Source organism: Frateuria sp. GZRR35, assembly GCF_051900415.1.
GTDB lineage: Bacteria > Pseudomonadota > Gammaproteobacteria > Xanthomonadales > Rhodanobacteraceae > Frateuria_A.
This window is the reverse complement of the sequence record NZ_JBHZGL010000001.1, coordinates 64058-81313: the sequence shown is the minus strand read 5'-3', so window position 1 is coordinate 81313 and position 17256 is coordinate 64058. Positions and strand designations below refer to the sequence as shown.

Here is a 17256-nt window from a genome sequence, read left to right as displayed (position 1 = left end):
CGCGACCGGGAGGCCGCGGTCGCGCCCAAGGGCGCTCCTACAGGGAGCGAGCAGGCGCTTCATGGCCCCACCCGATCGACCGCCAGCGGAGCCAGCCGCGCGAGGTCGTCGTGGGCCAGCGCAACATCGAAGCAGGGGTCGTCCGCGCGCAGCCACAGGAAGAAGCCATCGCGGCTCGCGGCATCGAAACAGGGAACGTCGAACAGCGGATGGTTCAGCCGTGGCAGGCCGTTGGCGAAGAACATGCCGACGATGCCGAACAATGCGGCGAACAGGATGGTCATCTCCAGCGCCGCCGGGATGAACGCCGGCCAGCTCGCGTTCGGCCGGCCGCCGACGTTGATCGGGTAATCGATCACCGAGGCGTACCACTGCAGGAACAGCGTGCCGAAGCCGCCGGCCAGGCCGCCCAGCAACACCAGCAAGGGGATGTGGTTGCGCATCGGCCCCAGCGCCTGGGCCAGGCCTTCGACCGGATAGGGCGTATAGGCCTCCAGTTGCGTATAGCCGCGGCCGCGCAGTTCGCGCACCGCCATCAGCAGCGCGCCGGCATCCTCGAAGCGGGCCAGCCAGCCCTGCTCGTGCAATGCGCTCATGCGCCCTCCCTTTCGAGCCGCGCGCGCAGCTTGCGCAGCTCGAACATCGGCAGCAGCGGCAGCAGCCGCACGAACAGCAGGAACAAGAGGAAGAACAGCCCGATCGAGCCGGCCAGGAAGCCGATGTCCCAGAACGTCGGATAGAACATGCCCCAGCTCGAGGGCAGGAAGTCGTGGTACAGGCTGCTGACGATCAGCTCGAAGCGCTCGAACCACATGCCGATCAGCACCAGCAGCGCGATCACGAACAGCGCCGCGTGGCTCTTCCGTACACGCTCGAACCAGATCGCCTGGATCGCCACCACGTTGCAGCCGATGATGGTCCAGTACACCCACGCGTAGGCGCCGGTCAGCTCGGCCATGGCGTGCGCGATCTCGTAGCGGTCGCCGCTGTAGAAGGCGTTGAACAGTTCCGACGCATAGCTGTAGTCGACGAACAGGCCGGCGGCGAGCATCAGCTTGGCGAGGTTGGCGATGTGCCGCTCGGTGATGAAGTCGCCCAGCCCGAAGAAGCGCCGCAGGGGAATGCCCAGCACCAGCACCATGCCGAAACCGGAAAACAGCGCGCCGGCGACGAAGAACGGCGGGAAGATGGTCGAGTGCCAACCCGGCAGCAGGCCTTCGGAGAAATCCAGCGCCACCATCGAGTGCACCGAGAACACCAGCGGCACGGCCATCGCGGCGAGCAGCAGGTTGAGCGTCTCGAAGCGCTGCCAATGGCGCGCCTCGCCGCGCCAGCCGGCCGCGAGCAGGCCGTAGAACACCTGCTTGCCGCGGGTGGTGGCGCGGTCGCGCAGGGAGGCGAGGTCGGGGATCAGGCCGACGTAGAAGTACAACACCGAGACGATCAGGTAGGCGACGATCGCGGAGAAGTCCCAGAACAGCGAGCTTTTCCACTGCGGCCACACGCCCATGCGGTCCGGGTAGGGAGCGAGCCAGTAGAAGAACCACGGCCGTCCCAGGTGCAGGATCGGGAAGATGCCCGAGACCGACACGGCGAACACGGTCATCGCCTCGGCGTAGCGGTTGAGCGCGTTGCGCCAGCCCTGCCGCGCCAGATACAGCCCGCCGGAGATGAAGGTGCCGGCCATGCCGATGGCGATCCACCAGACGTAGTCCACGATCGCGAAGGCCCACGCCACCGGGATGTCCAGGCCCCAGATGCCCACGCCCCTGGCCAGCAGCCACACGATGCCGGCGCCCAGCCAGGCGGTGAGCACGAAGGAGAGCGCGAAGGCGACCATCCACAGACGGCCGGTGGGCCGCTCGAGCACGATGGCGCTCACCTTGTCGGTGATCGACGCGTTGGTTTTGCGCGGGGCAAGCAGGGGGGCGGTCATGCCGATACCTCCGGGCTTGCCGATACAGCTCCCTCTCCCCTGTCGCTTATCAAGGATGGGGGAGAGGGGGCGGGTCTGGCGCACGCGTGCGCCAGGTGGGCAATCCGGAAGGCGGGAGCAAGCGCGAAGCAGGGTGATGGCCTCTTCGACACCCGATCCACCGATACGGCTCCCTCTCCCCTTCGGGGAGAGGGCTGGGGTGAGGGGTCGAGGCTTGCGGGGAGGGCGGCCCGAAGCCAAGCGCCCGGCAAAAAGCCACGCAGGAACTGGGCGTTCCGGGCGAGCCCCGGGGGGGGGGGGGGGCGCCCCCGGCCCCCCCCGGGGGGGGGGGGGGGGGGGGCGGCCCCGGGGCTCGCCCGACAGGTCGGTCGTGCGAAACACCGAAGCTGCATCGCGACAGTAGGGGCCCCCCGCAAGCGCGCCCCTCACCCCAACCCTCTCCCCGGAGGGGAGAGGGAGCTGAGTTTGCGGCCAGGGTTCGGTACCGCTCCGCTCTTGAACCCTCTCCCCGGAGGGGAGAGGGAGCCGGGTTTGCGGCCAGGGTCCGTACCGCTTCGCTCTTGAACCCTCTCACTCCGGGCAGAGCGAGCTGGTTCTCCGCCGTGGTCGGCGTTCTGCTCTTTCCTGGAGCTCCTCCTGGATCGGAAGGAGGCCTGACGCCCATGACCTTTGGCCTATGTGCCCCTGCCAACGGATGCCGCACGCTGCGCGCCTGCGGTGGCGCTTTGGGGATGGCCACCAGCGTCTTGGATCGGTGGGCCAGGGCCCGCCAGACAGGGGGATCGTCAGATGAAACCGACCGTAACCGGATGGCTGGGCGCGCTCGCGTTGTGCGGCGCCACCGCCATGCCGGCGCTGCTGCATGCCCAGGCCCAGCCTACGGCACCCGCGCCCGCCACGAGCGTGGCCGCGCCCGCGTCCGCGACGAGCGCGCCGACACCCGCGCTTGCGCCCATTCCCTTCGCACCGGCCAACGCCTCCGCGCCGCACGTGCCCAGCGCGCCGGATGCCTGGGGCGGTCCGCGCACCGGCAACGAGCCGACACTGTCCGACCGCGTGGTCGACTATCGCATCGACGCGGCGCTGGACGCGGCCAAACATGCGGTAAGCGGCAAGGAACAGCTGACCTGGCGCAACCGCAGCGACCGCGAAGTCCGCAGCATCTACGTGCACCTGTACCTCAACGCGTTCCAGAACGAGGGCAGCACCTTCTTCACCGAGCGCGAGATCCTTACCGCGCACAGCGGCTCGCGCGGCGCGGCGAAACTGGAGAAAGGGCAGTGGGGCTGGATCGACCTCAAGCAGGTCATCCAGAACGGTACCGCGCTCAAGTGGACGTTCGTGCATCCCGACGGCGGCCCCAAGACCGACCGGACGGTCGCGCGCATCGACCTGGCTCAGCCGGTTCCGGCCGGCGGCACGCTGACACTGGACATCGACTTCCTCAGCCAGCTGCCGCGCGTGGTCGAGCGCACCGGCTGGTGGGGTGATTTCAACATGGTCGCGCAATGGTTCCCGAAAATCGGTGTGCTCGAGCTGCCGGGCGAGCGGGGCGCCACGCAGGTGCGCTGGAACGTGCACGAGTTCCACTTCAACAGCGAGTTCTACGCCGACTTCGGCCGCTTCGACGTCACCATGACCGTGCCCAGCGACTACACCGTGGGCGCGGTGGGCGAGCAGCAGGGCGCGGCAGTCACGGCCAACGGCAAGACTACCTACCACTACGTGCAGGGTGACGTGCACGACTTCGCCTGGGTCGCGGCCAAGGGCTACAAGGTGCTCGACAGCAGCTGGCAGGGACCGGGCAGTCCGAAGGTTGCGGTGCGCGTGCTGTACCCGCCCGAGTATGCCGCCAGTGCGCAGCCGGTGCTCAAGGCCAGTACCGACTCGCTGACCTACTTCTCCGACACGCTCGGCGCTTATCCCTACCGCACGCTTACCGCGGTGGTGCCGCCGTACAACGCGAGCGAAGCGGGCGGCATGGAGTACCCGACCTTCTTCACCGCCGAAGGCTACAAGGAAGTCACGCCGGGCACGGTCACCCAGTACGCGATCGACTTCGTGACCATCCACGAGTTCGGCCACGGCTACTTCTACGGCCTGCTCGCCTCGAACGAATTCGAGGAGCCGATGCTCGACGAAGGCCTCAACGAGTACTGGGACCAGCGCATGCTGCGCGAGCGCGGGCAGGGCCTGGACCTGACCAACAGCCTGCTCAGGCGCGCGGGTTTCGCACCCTCGATCAGCGGTTTCGCGCTGGAGCGGATGGACGCCGGCCTCAAGCAGCCCTACGACCCGCTCGGCGAGAACGCCTGGGACCGGCTCTCCAGCGGCAGCTATGGCACGGTCTACTCGCGCACCGCCACGGCGATGCACGACCTGGAGGAGCGGTTGGGCAAGGACGTCACCGAGCGCGCCTTCCGCGAGTACTACAAGCGCTGGCACTTCCGGCATCCCTCGGCCGCCGACCTGCGCGCGACGCTGATCGAGGTGTCCGGCGACGCGAAGAACGTCAACGAGGTGTTCGACCAGTACGTCTACGGCACGGCGCACATCGACGACCGCGTGGCCAACATCGACAGCGACGAAGTATTGCCGCCGGCCGGCAGCACGGTGGCCAACGGCAAGCACACCGATGGCGACAGCACCGCGCAGGACAAGCAGATCGACAAGCAGCGCGAAGACTGGAAAAAGGCGCACCCGAACGCCAAGCCGGGCACTGGGCCGTTTCCCTGGCGCAGCACGGTGAGCGTGGTGCGCGAGGGCGCGCCGGTGCCGCAGACCCTGCGTGTCACCTTTGCCGACGGCAGCCACCAGGAGCTGCGCTGGAACGATGACCGGCGCTGGGCGCGCTTCGAGTTCACCGGCCCGGCCAAGGTGGTGTCGGCCGAGCTCGACCCGCAGCGCAAGATCTATCTCGACGCGAACAAGTTGAACGACAGTCGCACGGTCGAACCCAACGGCGCCGCCTCGCGTCGCTGGAGCGCCGATTTTGCTGCCTTCGTGCAGGCCTTCTACTCCCTGCTGGTGTCGCTGTGATGATGACCTCGACCCGACGTACCGATGTGGGCGCCGTGATGCTCGCGCCCGTGGCGGCCCTGCAGTGGCGCCTGTTGTTGCTGTGGCTGGTGTTCCTGCTGCTGCCGACCGCGCTGGCTACGCTGCCGGTGTGGCGCACACTGGCCGGCCTGCTCGACCGTTCCGTGCATGCGGCCAACTGGGCGCAGCACTTCGACGGGCTGGCCTTCGGCGACGTGGTGGACCGACTCGGCGACAGCGGCGCTGCGCTGCACGGCTCGCTGCTGCTGGCGACCGTGTTCGCGCTGTTGCTGGGCCCGTTCCTGACCGGCATGACGGTGGCCACCGGCCGTGCCGGCCGTGCACTCGGTTTCGGCCAGCTGCTGCAGTCGGGCGTGATCGAATACGGCCGCATGTTCCGCCTGATGCTGTGGTCGTTGCTGCCCTACGCGATCGCCATCGGTCTGGGCGCCATGGCGATCGGTGCCGCGCACAAGTCCGGGGAGCACGCGGTATTGCAGAGCGCCGCCGATAGGTACGTGCATACCGCACAGTGGGTGTTGGGGGTGCTGTTCGTGCTGGCCCATGCGACGGTGGAATCGGCCCGTGCCGCGTTCATCGTCGATCCCGGCCTGCGCTCGGCGACCCGCGCGCTGGGCCGTGGCTTCATGCAGCTGCTGCGCCGGCCGCTGGGTACGCTGCTCAGCTACCTGGTGATCGGTGCCATCGGTTCGGCGATCGCACTGGCCTGCGGCGTGGGTCGCGTGCATACGCCGGCAGTGGGGCTGGGCGGCTTCCTGCTGGCGCTGCTGTTCGCCGAACTGGCGGTGCTTGTGGTGGGCTGGATGCGCATCGCACGCCTGTTCGCCCTGGCCGCCGTCGGCCGCTCGCTGGCGCCGCGACGCGGCGGGTTCACGCCCGCGCTGTAGCGGCAAGGGTTCCAGGGCGCGCGGCTCCATTCCGGAGCGCGCGCTTTTTTCATGGCGCCAGCTCCGGGCGCCTACTCCTCGTCGACTTCCGGCAAGGGCACGGCGATGTGGCAGGCCAGGCCGCTCTCGCGATAGTCGATGCTGACGGCCCCGTTGCGCGCCGGATTGAAGCAGCGCTCGACCAGTCGCGTGCCGAAACCCTTGCGGGCCGGCGGCTGTACCGGCGGGCCGCCGTGTTCGATCCAGTCCAGGTACAGGATGCGCTTGCCGTTGGCTTCGCCGATGCGCCAGTGGATACGCACCCCGCCGCCGCGGTCGCCCAGCGCGCCGTACTTGATCGCGTTGGTCGCCAGCTCGTGCAGGGCCATGGCGAAGGACAGCGCGTTCTGCGGAGACAGCCGCACACGCGGCCCGTCGATGTCGAAGCGCTCGCTGCCGCGGAAGTTGTGCGAGTGCGCCATCTGCTCGACCAGGTCGCGCAGCAGCGCGCTGCGCCAATGCTCGCGGGTGATCACGTCGTGCGCGTGCGAGAGCGAGATCAGGCGCGCGTTGAACACCTCTGCCGCGCTCTCTACCGACGATGCCCCGCTGAACGACTGCGTGGCCAGCGATTGCACGATCGCCAGGGTGTTCTTCACCCGATGGTTGAGCTCGTTGATCATCGTGCGTTGCTGCTGTTCGGCCAGCTTGCGCTCGTGTACGTCGACCATCAGCCCCGGGAAGCAGGTGGGGTTGCCGTCCTCGTCGTGCTCGCAGCGGCCGGAGGCCTCGACCCAGAGATAGCTGTCGTCGGGTTGGCGTATGCGGTACTGGCAACGGTAGGGCGCACCGTGGGCGATGCTCTCCTGGATGCGGACCTCGACTTCCGGAAGGTCCTGCGGGTGGATGCGCTGAAGGAACGCTTCAACCGGCAGGCCAGCCCCGCCTTGGGCCGGGTCGATCGAGAAGGCGCGCGCCAGCCGGCAGTCGACCACGACGCAGTTGCCGGGAATGTCCCAGAACCAGGTGCCGATCGCCGCACCTGCGTTGAGCGCCAGCTCGACCTGTTCGCGGGCGCGATGGTAGGCACGCTCGGCCTTCACCCGCGCCGTGGTTTCCACCACGGTGGCAAGGAAGCCGCGCGGCACGCCGTCGGCATCGCGCACCGGCGTGTAGTCCAGATCCAGCCAGACGTCCTCGGCGTGGCCGTGACGGAACAGCACCAGCGGCTGGTCCTTGTACGACAGTGGCTCGCCGGCCAGCGTCACGTCCAGTACGTGCTGGTTGAACTCCGCCACCTCCGGCCAGGCGGCCAGCACGTTGAGACCGAGCAGGTAGGGGTGGCGGCCGCCGGCGAAGACCGCATAGGCGTCGTTGTAGATCAGCTGCGCGTCCGGGCCCCAGGCCATCACCATGGGCAGGTTGGACGACAGGATGATGTCGACCACGGTACGCAGGGGTTGGGACCAGTTTTCCATCGGCCCCATCGCCGTCGCCGCCCAGTCATAGGCAGACACGCGCTGGGCCATCCGTGGTTCGGCTTGCATCCGTTCGTTCTCGTCCATGGGTGCGCTTTTGTTGTGTTTTTTTTTGACTATGCAGTCTCGCGGATGCAGGTCACGTCATCACCTGCCTGCCACGCGGGCGCCTGTCTGCCTGCACTCTCCGGGTGCGGCAGGGAGAAGCTTAATGCCGCCGCATGCCCTTGGCTTGCAGTCGGCCGGCAACGGCGCGCTAACGGCGCAGGCGCCCGTCCAGCTCGGCCAGGCGCGCGGGCGTGCCCACGTCGGTCCACGCGCCGCGGTGATGCGTGCCGTGCACCTGGCCGCCGGCCATGGCCGCGCGCAGCAGCGGGGCGAGCTTGAAGCGTGGCGGTTGGTCCGTCACGCCGGGCGTGTCGCCGATTACCTGGCGCCAGTCCCTCAACAGTTCCCGTCGATACACGCCGACGCCGCTGAAGGTGAGCCGTGGCGCGCCTTCGGCGCGCAGTCGGCCCTGGGCATCGAGCAGGAAGTCGCCCGCCGGATGGTGCGCCGGGTTGTCGACCATCACCAGGTGCGCAAGGTCCTGCGGCTCGTTCGGCAGCATGGAATAGTCGATGTCGCTGTGGATGTCGCCGTTGACCGCGATGAACGGCGCGTCGCCCAGCAACGGCAACGCGTTGAGCATGCCGCCGCCGGTTTCCAGCGGCGTCGGGCCTTCGTAGGCGTAGCGGATGCGCAGGCCCCAGCGGCTGCCGTCGCCGAGCGCCTCCGGGAACTGCCCGGCCAGGTGCGAGGTGTTGACGACCACATAGTGCACGCCGGCGGCAGCGAGCTTTTCCAGATGCCAGGCGACCAGTGGCTTGCCGCCGGCTTCGAGCAGCGGCTTGGGCGTGTGGTCGGTGAGCGGGCGCATGCGCTCGCCCAGGCCGGCGGCGAAGATCAGTGCGTGCCTCATGCGGCGGCCGGCGCAGTGATGTCGCGCTCGCCCACGCAGCGCGCGATCAACGCGGCGAGGTCGGCCAGTTCCGGATAGCGGCGCGCGACGGTGAGCACGTAGCCGAGCACGCGCGGCAGGTCAGCGAGGTAGCCGCGCTTGCCGTCGCGGTACCAGAGCCGGCAGAAGATCCCGAGCACCTTGATGTGCCGCTGCAGGCCGATCAGGTCGAACCAGCGCTGGAAGCGCTCGCGGTCGACCGTCGCATCGAGCAGGCCCGCCTGCCGCGCACGCTGGCGGTACTGCTCCACCCACTGCGTCACGCGCGCCTCGTCCCAGGCGATGTAGCAGTCGCGCAACAGCGAGGCCAGGTCATAGGCGAGCGGGCCGTGCAGCGCGCCCTGGAAATCGATGATGCCGGGGCTGCGCAGGAAAGGCCGATCATCCGGATCGGTTCGTTCCGCGCGCGGCCCGGCCTCGAGGAAGGGCGTCAGGCAGAGCTTGCGGTGCGGACCGACCGACGTGTCCTGCGTCCGCATCAGGTTGCGGCTGTGAAAGTCGCGGTGCACGAACACGCGCGGCTGCTCGGCGGCGTTGTGCAACAGCACGGTGAAGGCCTGCTCGATCACGTCCCACTCCTCGCACTCGGGCGTGTAGCCCAGGTGGCGCTGCAGGAACCACTCGGGCATCAGTTCGAGCTCGCGCTGCAGGAAGGCGTGGTTGTAGGGCGGGAGGTCCGAACCGTCGACATGGGTCTGGATGCGCAACAGGGCGTCCATCGCCTTGCCGTAGAGCGCATCGGCCGTGTACTCGTCCAGGCCGGAGAGATAGTCCTCCCGGCCAAGGTCCTCGATGAGCAGGAAGCCCTGTGCCGGGTCCTGCGCCAGTACGACCGGAGCGCGCAGCCCGGCGTCGCGCAGGCGTGCCCCGATGGCGACCCACGGCGCCGGATCCTCCAGCGCGGGCGGGGAATCCATGACGATCCAGCCGTCCTCCTGTAGTGGCCGCCAGTAGCTGCGGAAGCTGGCATCGGACGAGGCCGGCGCCAGCGTCAGCGTATCGTCGTGCAGCGTGGCGCGGGCCCAGGCCAGGCGGGCGGCGGCGCGGTCGGAGGCGGTCATGGGCAGGTCGGTCGCGGGCATCGCGCCAGCTTAGCGAGGCGGCGCGCACGCGGTCCATCCGGCTGCGCGGCACCGGCTGGCGGAGGTTCATCCGGTGAGACGCCCGTTTGCGATACTCGGTCCGGGCCTGCACGGCCTTTTGCAGGTGGGCGTCAGCCCACCGCCCACGCCGGGCCGAAGCCCGCCCTGCCGACCGCTCTGGAGCCCCGCCCGCATGACCCGACGATCCGGAAGCGCCGACCTGCCGCTGCACGGCGGTCGCGTGCCGCGCTGGCTGGCGGACCGGATGACCCGGCTCGGCGCGCTGATGGCCGAGGCGATCGTGCGCGAGTACGGCCGCGACGAATTCCTGCGCCGCCTGGCGCATCCGTTCTGGTTCCAGTCCTTCGGCGCGGTGATGGGCATGGACTGGCATTCCTCGGGGATCACCACCAGCGTGATCGGCGCGCTCAAGCGCGGCCTGGCGCCACTGTCGGGCGAACTGGGCATCCACGTCTGTGGCGGGCGCGGCAAGCATTCGCGTGCCACGCCGGGCGAGCTGGTGGCGATCGGCGAAAAGGTCGGTTTCGACGGCAGCGCGCTGGCGGGCGCGAGCCGGCTGGTGGCCAAGGTCGACAGCGCCGCGGTGCAGGACGGTTTCGACCTCTACCTGCACGGCTTCGTGGTGACCGACGACGGCCAGTGGGTGGTGGTGCAGCAGGGCATGAACGGCGAGCGCCGGCAGGCGCGGCGCTACCACTGGCTGTCGGAAAACCTGAAGAGCTTCGTCGACGATCCGCACGCGGCGGTCGACGGACCGGGGCAGGGGCGCATCGTCAACCTGGCCGACCATCGCGCGCAGGCCTCGCGCCTGGCGCAGCTGGAACTGCTCGGCACGCTCGGGCCGGAGGGCGTCGCGCGGGAGTTCAGCCGGATCGAAGGCAGAACCCCGGCCGCACCGCCGATCGATGCACCGCTGCAACTGGGCCTGCTACCGCACCTGGTGATGCCTGACCACCACGACGTGCGCGGCGCGGACGTCGTCACGCGCCGCCTGCACGGCGCGCTGGCCGCCGCCGCGGAAAACGGCCCGCGCGACTTCACCGAGCTGCTGCAGGTGCCGGGCGTGGGCGCACGCACGGTGCGCGCGCTGGCGATGGTCGCCGAAGTGGTGCATGGCGCGCCGTGCCGCTTCAGCGATCCGGCGCGCTTCTCGCTCGCGCACGGCGGCAAGGACCGCCACCCCTTCCCGGTGCCTACGCGCGTCTACGACCACACCATTGGCGTGCTCAAGTCCGCGGTGGAGAACGCCAGGCTCGGCCGGGAGGAACAACTGGCCGCGCTCAGGCGGCTCGACGAACAGGCGCGCCGGCTGGAGCAGCACGCCCGGGGGCCCTCGGTGGAGCAGTACATCGCCGAGGAGCGCCTGCGCTCGCACGAGTACGGCGGGCGCAGCGTGTTCGGCTGGGAGCCGCCCGCGGCCGAGCCGGCCGGGCAGAAGAAGGCGTCGTAACGCCTTGCGCGTAGGGTGGGCTTCAGCCCACCGCCCCGTTGCGGCAAGAGCCGGTGGGCTGAAGCCCACCCTACGGGATCAATCGCGGTTCTTTGGCGAATCGCTGTCGTAGTCGCGTTGCAGGTGATCGGTTTCCTGGTCCAGCTCGTTTTCCACCGTGTCGCCGCGTGCGTTCTTCGCCTGACAGGTGTAGTCGCGGTCGAGTTCGCGGCGCGCGTCGCTGTCGCGGGATGGCTTTTTGGTGTCGGCCATCGTCGGGTCTCCTCCGGTTGCGGAAGACCAGTTGTACCGCGCGGCGCGTCGGTCACCCGTGCAGAGGCTGACTCAACCTCGTGAGGCCTGCGCCAGGCAACGCTGGTAGCGCCCGTCGACGCGCTTGGCGAACCACGCGGTAGTGAGCTTGCGGGTGATCTTGGGGCTCTCCAGCCGGATCCGCGGCAGCATTGCGCGCGGCAGCGGCTTGCGCGCGCTGGCGTCGGCCAGCTCGAACACGCGGGTGTACAGGGCGGTGCGCACGAAGTCGGGGTTCTCGCCTTCGGCCAACGCGTCGTGGATTTCACCCGGCTCCAGGTCCAGCCGCGCGGCCAGCGTGCGCGCGGCCCGCTCGGTGGCGCCCAGGCCGCCCTGGTAGCGGATCAGGTCGCCGTCGAAATCGAGTTCAATGCCGGTGGCGACGCTGAGCGCGTTCTGGAACGCCGCGTTGCGGCTGACGTACCAGCCGGCGTTGTAGTCGGCGAAGCGGTAGAGCATCTGCGGGTAGTCGGCCGGGTAGGCGAGCAGATGGGCGATGCCAAAGTACAGGCCGCCGCGGCGGCTGAACACCTCGTGGCGGATCGAGCCATCGACCGGGTACGGGTAGGTGTGGTCGTCGGCGAAATCTTCGGCGAAGGCCACGCTTACCTGCATCGGGCCGCCGGTGTGCACCGGGTTGTCGTCCCCCAGCAGGCGGCGGCCCAGCGGCACCATGCCGATGAAATCCTCGTACAGCCGGCTCAGTTCGCGCTCGGTACGCACGGCGGCCAGGCGGTCGCCGTAGCTCTTGCCGTCGGGCGATTTCAGCGCCAGCGCGGCGCGTACCAGGAACTGTGGCACGTGGTGCGCGGCGGCGCGGCGGTCGATCTCCTTGCGTGCGATGGCGCCGAGGCCAGGCACCACCGGCTCGGCGTGGTAATTCGATTCCTGCGCGGCGACCGCGAGGGTCGCGCAGAGGTTGCTGGCCGTCGGCTCGATGTCGAGCGCAGAGAAAGCGGCGTAGATGTCGGTCGCCCAGCCGGCGCGGTCCGCGGTGTTGCCGGGCAGCAGGCGTACGATCTGCGCGCGTACCTCGTCGGGGCGGCGCTGCGGCGCTTCCACGCGCGGACGCGCGCAGCCGGCGACCAAGGCCAGCAGCGCAAGCAGGACGACAGGACGGGAGGGCGTTCGGTTACGCATCCGCCTAGGGTGCCGTAGCGCTCGCCAATGGCGACTGAAGCCGCATCGGAGTGATGTAGGGTGGGCTTCAGCCCACCGGGGGTCTTGCCGCGGGCTGCGGTGGGCTCAAGCCCACCCTACGGCCGGTGGGCCTGGCGCCGCCGCCGTTTCCAGCGCAGCCACCGGCGCTCCAGCACGATCAGCGACCAACGCGTGGGGCGGCGCAGGAACGGCAGGTCCTGGGCCAGCAGCAGCACGCCCAGCGGCAGCATCCAGAGGCCAAGCAGCGGCAGGAAACTGAAGAATCCCGCCACGATCAGCAGCACACCCACCGGAATGCGTACCCAGCGCGAGGACGGTGCGCGCAGCCAGCGCAGGGGCGAGGCGATCCAGCGCGGCAACCGCCGCTCGAAGCGGTCGAGGTGACGGTTGAGACGGTCGATGTCCTTGATCACCCGGAACTCCGCTGGAGACTGCCCGCCATTCGACTACGCGCCGGAGGTAAAGGCCAGCACACGCGCCGCGGCCCGTTCAGCGACGGCCACGCATGAGGCGGATCATCCAGCCCATGCCGGCGAGCCCCGCGACCAAGCCGACGCCCGCACCCCACAGCGCGCCTGGCGTCCCGCCCACGGCATAGCCGATGCCGAAGCCGAGCAGGAAGAACAGCGGAACCGGAAGACAGCCCATGGAGTCAGAATGTGGGCCCGACCCTGACCGGGTTCAACCACGGCACGGATGCGGGCCTGCGTCACGCCGGCATGGCCGGACGGTCGGAGCACGCGCGGGGTTTGGTTAGTATCGGGGCACTTTGCTGGGGAGAAGCCTCATGAAGCGCCTGCTGGTCGGAGTGATCGTCGTCGTGCTGGCCCTGGTCGTGCTGGGCGCTGCCGCGCTGCTGCTGGTGGATGCCAATCACTTCCGTCCGCAGATCCAGGCCTCGCTGGGCAAGGCGCTGGGTCGCGAGGTGAGCATCGGCACGCTGCACATGTCGGTGTGGACCGGTTCGCTGGAGGCGGACGAGATCCGCATCGGCGACGATCCCCGGTTCGGCAAGCAGCCGTTCGTCAGCGCGCGCTCACTGGACCTGGGCGTGAAGCTGTGGCCGTTGCTGGTCCATCGCGAGCTTCACGTCACCTCACTGACCCTCGACAAACCGGTGGTTCGCCTGCTGCAGAACCGCAAGGGCGACTGGAATTTCGCCGGGCTCGGTGCGGGCGGGCCGGAGTCGGGGGCAGGCCGCGGGGCGGCGGCGCCGACCGGGCTCACGGTCGACCGGCTGCGCATCGACGACGGCCGCATCGAACTCACGCGCATGGCCGGCGACCGCAAGGTCTACGATCACGTGCAGCTGAGTGCGGACCACGTCGGCACACAGGCGGCCTTTCCGTTCGAGCTCAAGGCTGACATCGCCGGCGGCGGCACGCTGGCGCTGGACGGCAAGCTCGGTCCCTGGCAGGCAGGCAACGCCGTGCTGACGCCGGTCGATGCGCACTTGCTGATGCACGACCTGAACCTGGTCGGCGCCGGCTTGATGGCGCGCGACAGCGGCGTCGGCGGCGTGCTCGACCTGGACACGCAGATCACCTCGGCCAAGGGCGTGCTGCGCTCCAGGGGCCGCATCGATGCGCGCAAGCTGCAACTGGTGGCCTCCGGTTCGCCCTCGCCGCAGCCGCTGCGCATCGACTACCAGGCGGACTACCGGCTGGATAACGGCACCGGGCGCATCGCCAACACGGTGCTGCACGCCGGCGCGGCGCAGCTGTCCATCGGCGGCAGCTTCGACAACCGCCCCGCAGTGATGCGCATGGATTTCAAGGTGAAGGGCCAGCGCCAGCCGATCGACGACCTGCAGCCGCTGCTGCCGGTGTTCGGCGTGATCCTGCCTAAGGACTCGCGGCTGGCCGGTGGCACCGCCAGCATGGATCTGACTGTGCGCGGGCCGCTCGATGCGCTGGTCATCCACGGGCCGGTCTCGCTCGACGGCACGCGGCTGGCCGGCTACAGCCTGGGCGACAAGCTCGGCGGCGCGCTGGCGCTGGCCGGCATCAGCGCGCCGAAGGACACCGTGATCCGGCACGCCGAGGCAATGCTGACCATCTCGCCCAAGGGTATCGACGCGGACCCGGCCAAGGCGCAGATCGCGCAGCTCGGCAGCTTCACCGGCAAGGGCCGCATGGCCGCCGACGGCGCGCTCGATTTCCGCATGCTGGTCAAGCTCGATGAAGGCGTCACCGGCGCCGGCCAGGCCGGTCAGGGCCTCGCCGGCCTGCTGGGCGGATCGAAGGCCGGCGGCGCGCTCGGCGGCCTGATCAAGGGCATGAGCACCAACGGCGTGGGCGTGCGTGTCGGCGGCACCGCCAGCGCGCCCAGCTTCAAGCTCGACCCGAAGGCGGCGGTCGGCCTGCTGGAAGCGGGCACGCGCGGCAACAGCACCCAACCCGCGGCGAAGCCGCCGGCCGACAGCGGCAAGGACGTGCTCAACAACCTGTTGCAGAACGCGCTCAAGCCCAAGCAGCCGACCTCGGGGCATTGAGCGTGATCGACGGCGAGGGCGCCGATTTCGTTGTGATCGGCGCCGGCCCGGCCGGCTGCGCGGTGGCCGCGCGGCTGGCCGATGCGCCGGGGCGGCCGACCGTGTGCCTGGTCGAAACCGGACCGGCCACGCCCTCGTGGTTGAGCCGCGTCCCGATGGGCATCGCCGCGCTGGTGCCGTTCCGCAGCCGGCACAACTACGCCTACCAGACGGTGCCGCAGACGCAGTTGGGCGGACGCCGCGGCTACGTGCCGCGCGGGCGTGGCGTCGGCGGCAGCAGCCTGATCAACGCGATGATCTGCACCCGTGGCCAGCCGCAGGATTACGACGGCTGGGCCGCGCTCGGCTGCACCGGCTGGAGCTGGCGCGACGTGCTGCCGGTGTTCCGCGGCATTGAGGACAACCAGCGCGGCGCCGACGACTGGCACGGCATCGGCGGACCGCTGCCGGTGAGCGACCTGCGCTCGCCCAGTCCGATGAGCCGCGCGTTCGTGGAGGCGGCGGTGCAGTGCGGCTACCCGCGCAACGACGACTTCAACGGGCCGCGCCAGGAGGGCGTGGGCCTCTATCAGGTGTACCAGCGCGACGGGCGCCGGGTCGATGCGGGACGTGCATACCTGGGCGATGGCAAATCGCGGCCGAACCTGCGCGTGCTGGCCGGGCGCCCGGTACAGCGCATCCTGTTCGATGGCCATCGCGCGAGCGGCTTGCTGGTCGGCGATCAGCAACTGCGGGCGCGGCGCGAGGTGGTCGTCTGCGCCGGGGCAATCGGCTCGCCGCAACTGCTGATGCTGTCCGGCATCGGGCCGGGCGCACACCTGCGCGAGCTCGGCATCGAAGTGCTTCGCGACGCTGCGGACGTGGGCGAGCACCTGCAGGACCACATCGACTACACCGCCAACCTACGGGTACGCGCCGATGGCCTGTTCGGCATGAATCCGGCGACCCTGGCGCGCGTGGCCGCCAGTGCCGGCGCCTATCGCCGCCGCGGCGAGGGCATGCTGACCAGCAACGCAGCCGAGGCAGGCGGTTTCCTGCGCAGCCGCCCGGATGTCGACCGGCCCGACCTGCAACTCCACTTCTGCATCGGCATGGTGGACGACCACAACCGCCGCATGCACCTGTCCACGGGCATGGCGTTGCACGTGTGCGTGCTGCGGCCCGCCAGCCGCGGACGCGTGCGCCTGGCGCGCGCAGATGTCGCCACGGCGCCGCTGATCGACCCGAACTTCCTGTCCGCGCCGGAAGACATGGAGCTGTTGGTCGAGGGGGCGCGCATCGTGCGGCGCATCCTTGCCGCGCCGGCGCTCGCCGCCCACGGTGCGCGCCCGCTGTACGGCACCGGCATCGAGGACGACGAGGGACTGCGCGCGTTGATCCGCGCGCACGCGGACACCATCTACCACCCGGTCGGCACCTGCCGCATGGGTGCCGATGAGGACGCGGTCGTCGATCCGCAATTGCGCGTGCGTGGTGTGCAGGGTCTGCGCGTGGCCGATGCGTCGGTCATGCCGACGCTGATCAGCGGCAACACCGAGGCGCCGTCGGCGGTGATCGGCGAGATGGCGGCCAAGTTCATGCTGGCCGACAACGCGTGACGCGCACCTGGGTGTATGACCTGTAGGAGCGCCCTTGGGCGCGACCGGAGGCATGCGCGAGAGCCAGCCCTGACCGGTCGCGGTAACGCGGCGTTGCCGGGCCATGGCGGTCGCGCCCGAGGGCGCTCCTACAAGGCGCTCGTCACTTCGCGGTAATGGCACGCGCACGCTGCAGGTGGTCGCGCAGCATCGGCAGGCCTTCCTCGGCGATCTGCCGCAACTTCGGGTCGTGGCCGTCGTTCGCGGCGCGCTCGTAGAGCGGAATGATCTCCTGGTGCTCCGCGACCATCATCCCGGCGAACGCCTGGTCCAGGGCCTCGCCCTTCAACTGCTGCAGGCGCAGCTTGTCCTCGGTGACGTCCTCTGCAGGCGTGCCGTGGGCCTGGCCGTGCGCCTTCTTCGCCACCGAGAAATCGGTGAACTTGCGGTTCAGCGCCTCGTGGTCGTCGATGATGTGGTTGGCCAGTTCGCGCACCTGTGCCGAGGAGGAGCGATCGCGCGCGACTTTCGCCAGTTCGATCTGCATCGAGTTGTCGGCCGTGGCCTTGGCCACGAAAGCCTGCTCCTGCTTGTCCAGCGTGGGCGTATCGGTGGCAAGCGCGGGCAGGACCAGTGCGGTCAAGGCGAGGGAGAGCAAGCCGCGGGCGAGGAAGGGCAGTAAGGAAGGCAGCTTCATGGGCGGGTCCGGCTTCAGGCGGGTATCCGACGCTAGCCAACCGGTCGGCAACGCCCGCTCTAGGGGCCGTGAATGGGTGGGTAACGGCACGTGTCTTGTGCCGCCGCGGCCAGGCCGATACGGTCGCGTCTTGCGCCTTTCCC

At 69.7% G+C, this 17256-nt stretch carries 15 protein-coding genes; 5 read left to right on the top strand and 10 right to left on the bottom strand.

Translation table 11 applies throughout. From position 1 onward, the window contains the following. Nucleotides 1-59: 59 nt before the first annotated feature. Both ACFWZ3_RS00375 and nrfD read right to left on the bottom strand, forming a co-directional pair. Nucleotides 60-596, bottom strand: coding sequence for a DUF3341 domain-containing protein (locus ACFWZ3_RS00375; RefSeq protein WP_439705811.1), 537 nt, complete (start codon nt 594-596; stop codon nt 60-62). Further along, on the bottom strand, nt 593-1936 hold the full coding sequence (gene nrfD / locus ACFWZ3_RS00370; protein WP_439705810.1) for an NrfD/PsrC family molybdoenzyme membrane anchor subunit: 1344 nt from the start codon (nt 1934-1936) through the stop codon (nt 593-595). Before nrfD ends, ACFWZ3_RS00375 begins: the two co-directional genes overlap by 4 nt. 789 nt (nt 1937-2725) lie before the next feature. On the opposite strand from nrfD, the gene ACFWZ3_RS00365 reads away from it, so the two are divergent. Next, entirely contained in the window at nt 2726-4975 is a 2250-nt protein-coding gene (locus ACFWZ3_RS00365) for a M1 family metallopeptidase (RefSeq protein ID WP_439705809.1), read from the top strand. After that, nucleotides 4975-5883, top strand: a complete 909-nt coding sequence (locus ACFWZ3_RS00360; protein WP_439705808.1) for a hypothetical protein — start codon at nt 4975-4977, stop codon at nt 5881-5883. The genes ACFWZ3_RS00365 and ACFWZ3_RS00360 overlap by 1 nt, the downstream gene beginning before the upstream one ends. Before the next feature lie 71 nt (nt 5884-5954). Here ACFWZ3_RS00360 and ACFWZ3_RS00355 read toward each other — a convergent pair whose 3' ends face one another. The 3 genes from ACFWZ3_RS00355 to ACFWZ3_RS00345 all read right to left on the bottom strand — a co-directional run bounded on the left by ACFWZ3_RS00355 (nt 5955) and on the right by ACFWZ3_RS00345 (nt 9401). Next, complete coding sequence (locus ACFWZ3_RS00355; RefSeq protein WP_439705807.1) at nt 5955-7427, bottom strand: sensor histidine kinase; 1473 nt, start codon at nt 7425-7427, stop codon at nt 5955-5957. Between the two features lie 169 nt (nt 7428-7596). Then, nucleotides 7597-8301, bottom strand: a complete 705-nt coding sequence (murU, locus tag ACFWZ3_RS00350; RefSeq protein ID WP_439705806.1) for an N-acetylmuramate alpha-1-phosphate uridylyltransferase MurU — start codon at nt 8299-8301, stop codon at nt 7597-7599. Then, nucleotides 8298-9401: an aminoglycoside phosphotransferase family protein gene (locus ACFWZ3_RS00345; RefSeq protein WP_439705805.1), complete on the bottom strand. Its 1104-nt coding sequence runs from the start codon at nt 9399-9401 to the stop codon at nt 8298-8300. Before ACFWZ3_RS00345 ends, murU begins: the two co-directional genes overlap by 4 nt. A gap of 214 nt (nt 9402-9615) precedes the next feature. On the opposite strand from ACFWZ3_RS00345, the gene ACFWZ3_RS00340 reads away from it, so the two are divergent. Continuing rightward, nucleotides 9616-10893 (top strand): DUF763 domain-containing protein, encoded by a 1278-nt coding sequence (locus tag ACFWZ3_RS00340; RefSeq protein WP_439705804.1) that lies wholly within the window; start codon nt 9616-9618, stop codon nt 10891-10893. Between the two features lie 78 nt (nt 10894-10971). Here ACFWZ3_RS00340 and ACFWZ3_RS00335 read toward each other — a convergent pair whose 3' ends face one another. From ACFWZ3_RS00335 to ACFWZ3_RS00320, 4 genes are all read right to left on the bottom strand, one after another. Continuing rightward, entirely contained in the window at nt 10972-11145 is a 174-nt protein-coding gene (locus ACFWZ3_RS00335) for a hypothetical protein (protein WP_439705803.1), read from the bottom strand. A gap of 72 nt (nt 11146-11217) precedes the next feature. Beyond that, the gene (locus ACFWZ3_RS00330) at nt 11218-12324 is read right to left on the bottom strand and encodes a DUF1615 domain-containing protein (RefSeq protein ID WP_439705802.1); all 1107 of its coding nucleotides are present in this window, start codon (nt 12322-12324) and stop codon (nt 11218-11220) included. Between the two features lie 116 nt (nt 12325-12440). After that, entirely contained in the window at nt 12441-12758 is a 318-nt protein-coding gene (locus ACFWZ3_RS00325; RefSeq protein ID WP_439705801.1) for a hypothetical protein, read from the bottom strand. Nucleotides 12759-12834: 76 nt separating this feature from the next. Beyond that, a complete protein-coding gene (locus tag ACFWZ3_RS00320) occupies nt 12835-12993 on the bottom strand; it encodes a hypothetical protein (RefSeq protein WP_439705800.1) in 159 nt (52 codons plus the stop codon). Between the two features lie 139 nt (nt 12994-13132). Between ACFWZ3_RS00320 and ACFWZ3_RS00315 the strand changes: the two genes are divergently transcribed. Further along, nucleotides 13133-14839 (top strand): AsmA family protein, encoded by a 1707-nt coding sequence (locus ACFWZ3_RS00315; protein WP_439705799.1) that lies wholly within the window; start codon nt 13133-13135, stop codon nt 14837-14839. A 2-nt stretch (nt 14840-14841) separates the two neighbouring features. Then, nucleotides 14842-16437: a GMC family oxidoreductase gene (locus tag ACFWZ3_RS00310; RefSeq protein ID WP_439706194.1), complete on the top strand. Its 1596-nt coding sequence runs from the start codon at nt 14842-14844 to the stop codon at nt 16435-16437. Nucleotides 16438-16579: 142 nt separating this feature from the next. Here ACFWZ3_RS00310 and ACFWZ3_RS00305 read toward each other — a convergent pair whose 3' ends face one another. Then, complete coding sequence (locus ACFWZ3_RS00305) at nt 16580-17113, bottom strand: DUF4142 domain-containing protein (protein WP_439705798.1); 534 nt, start codon at nt 17111-17113, stop codon at nt 16580-16582. Nucleotides 17114-17256: the final 143 nt, after the last annotated feature.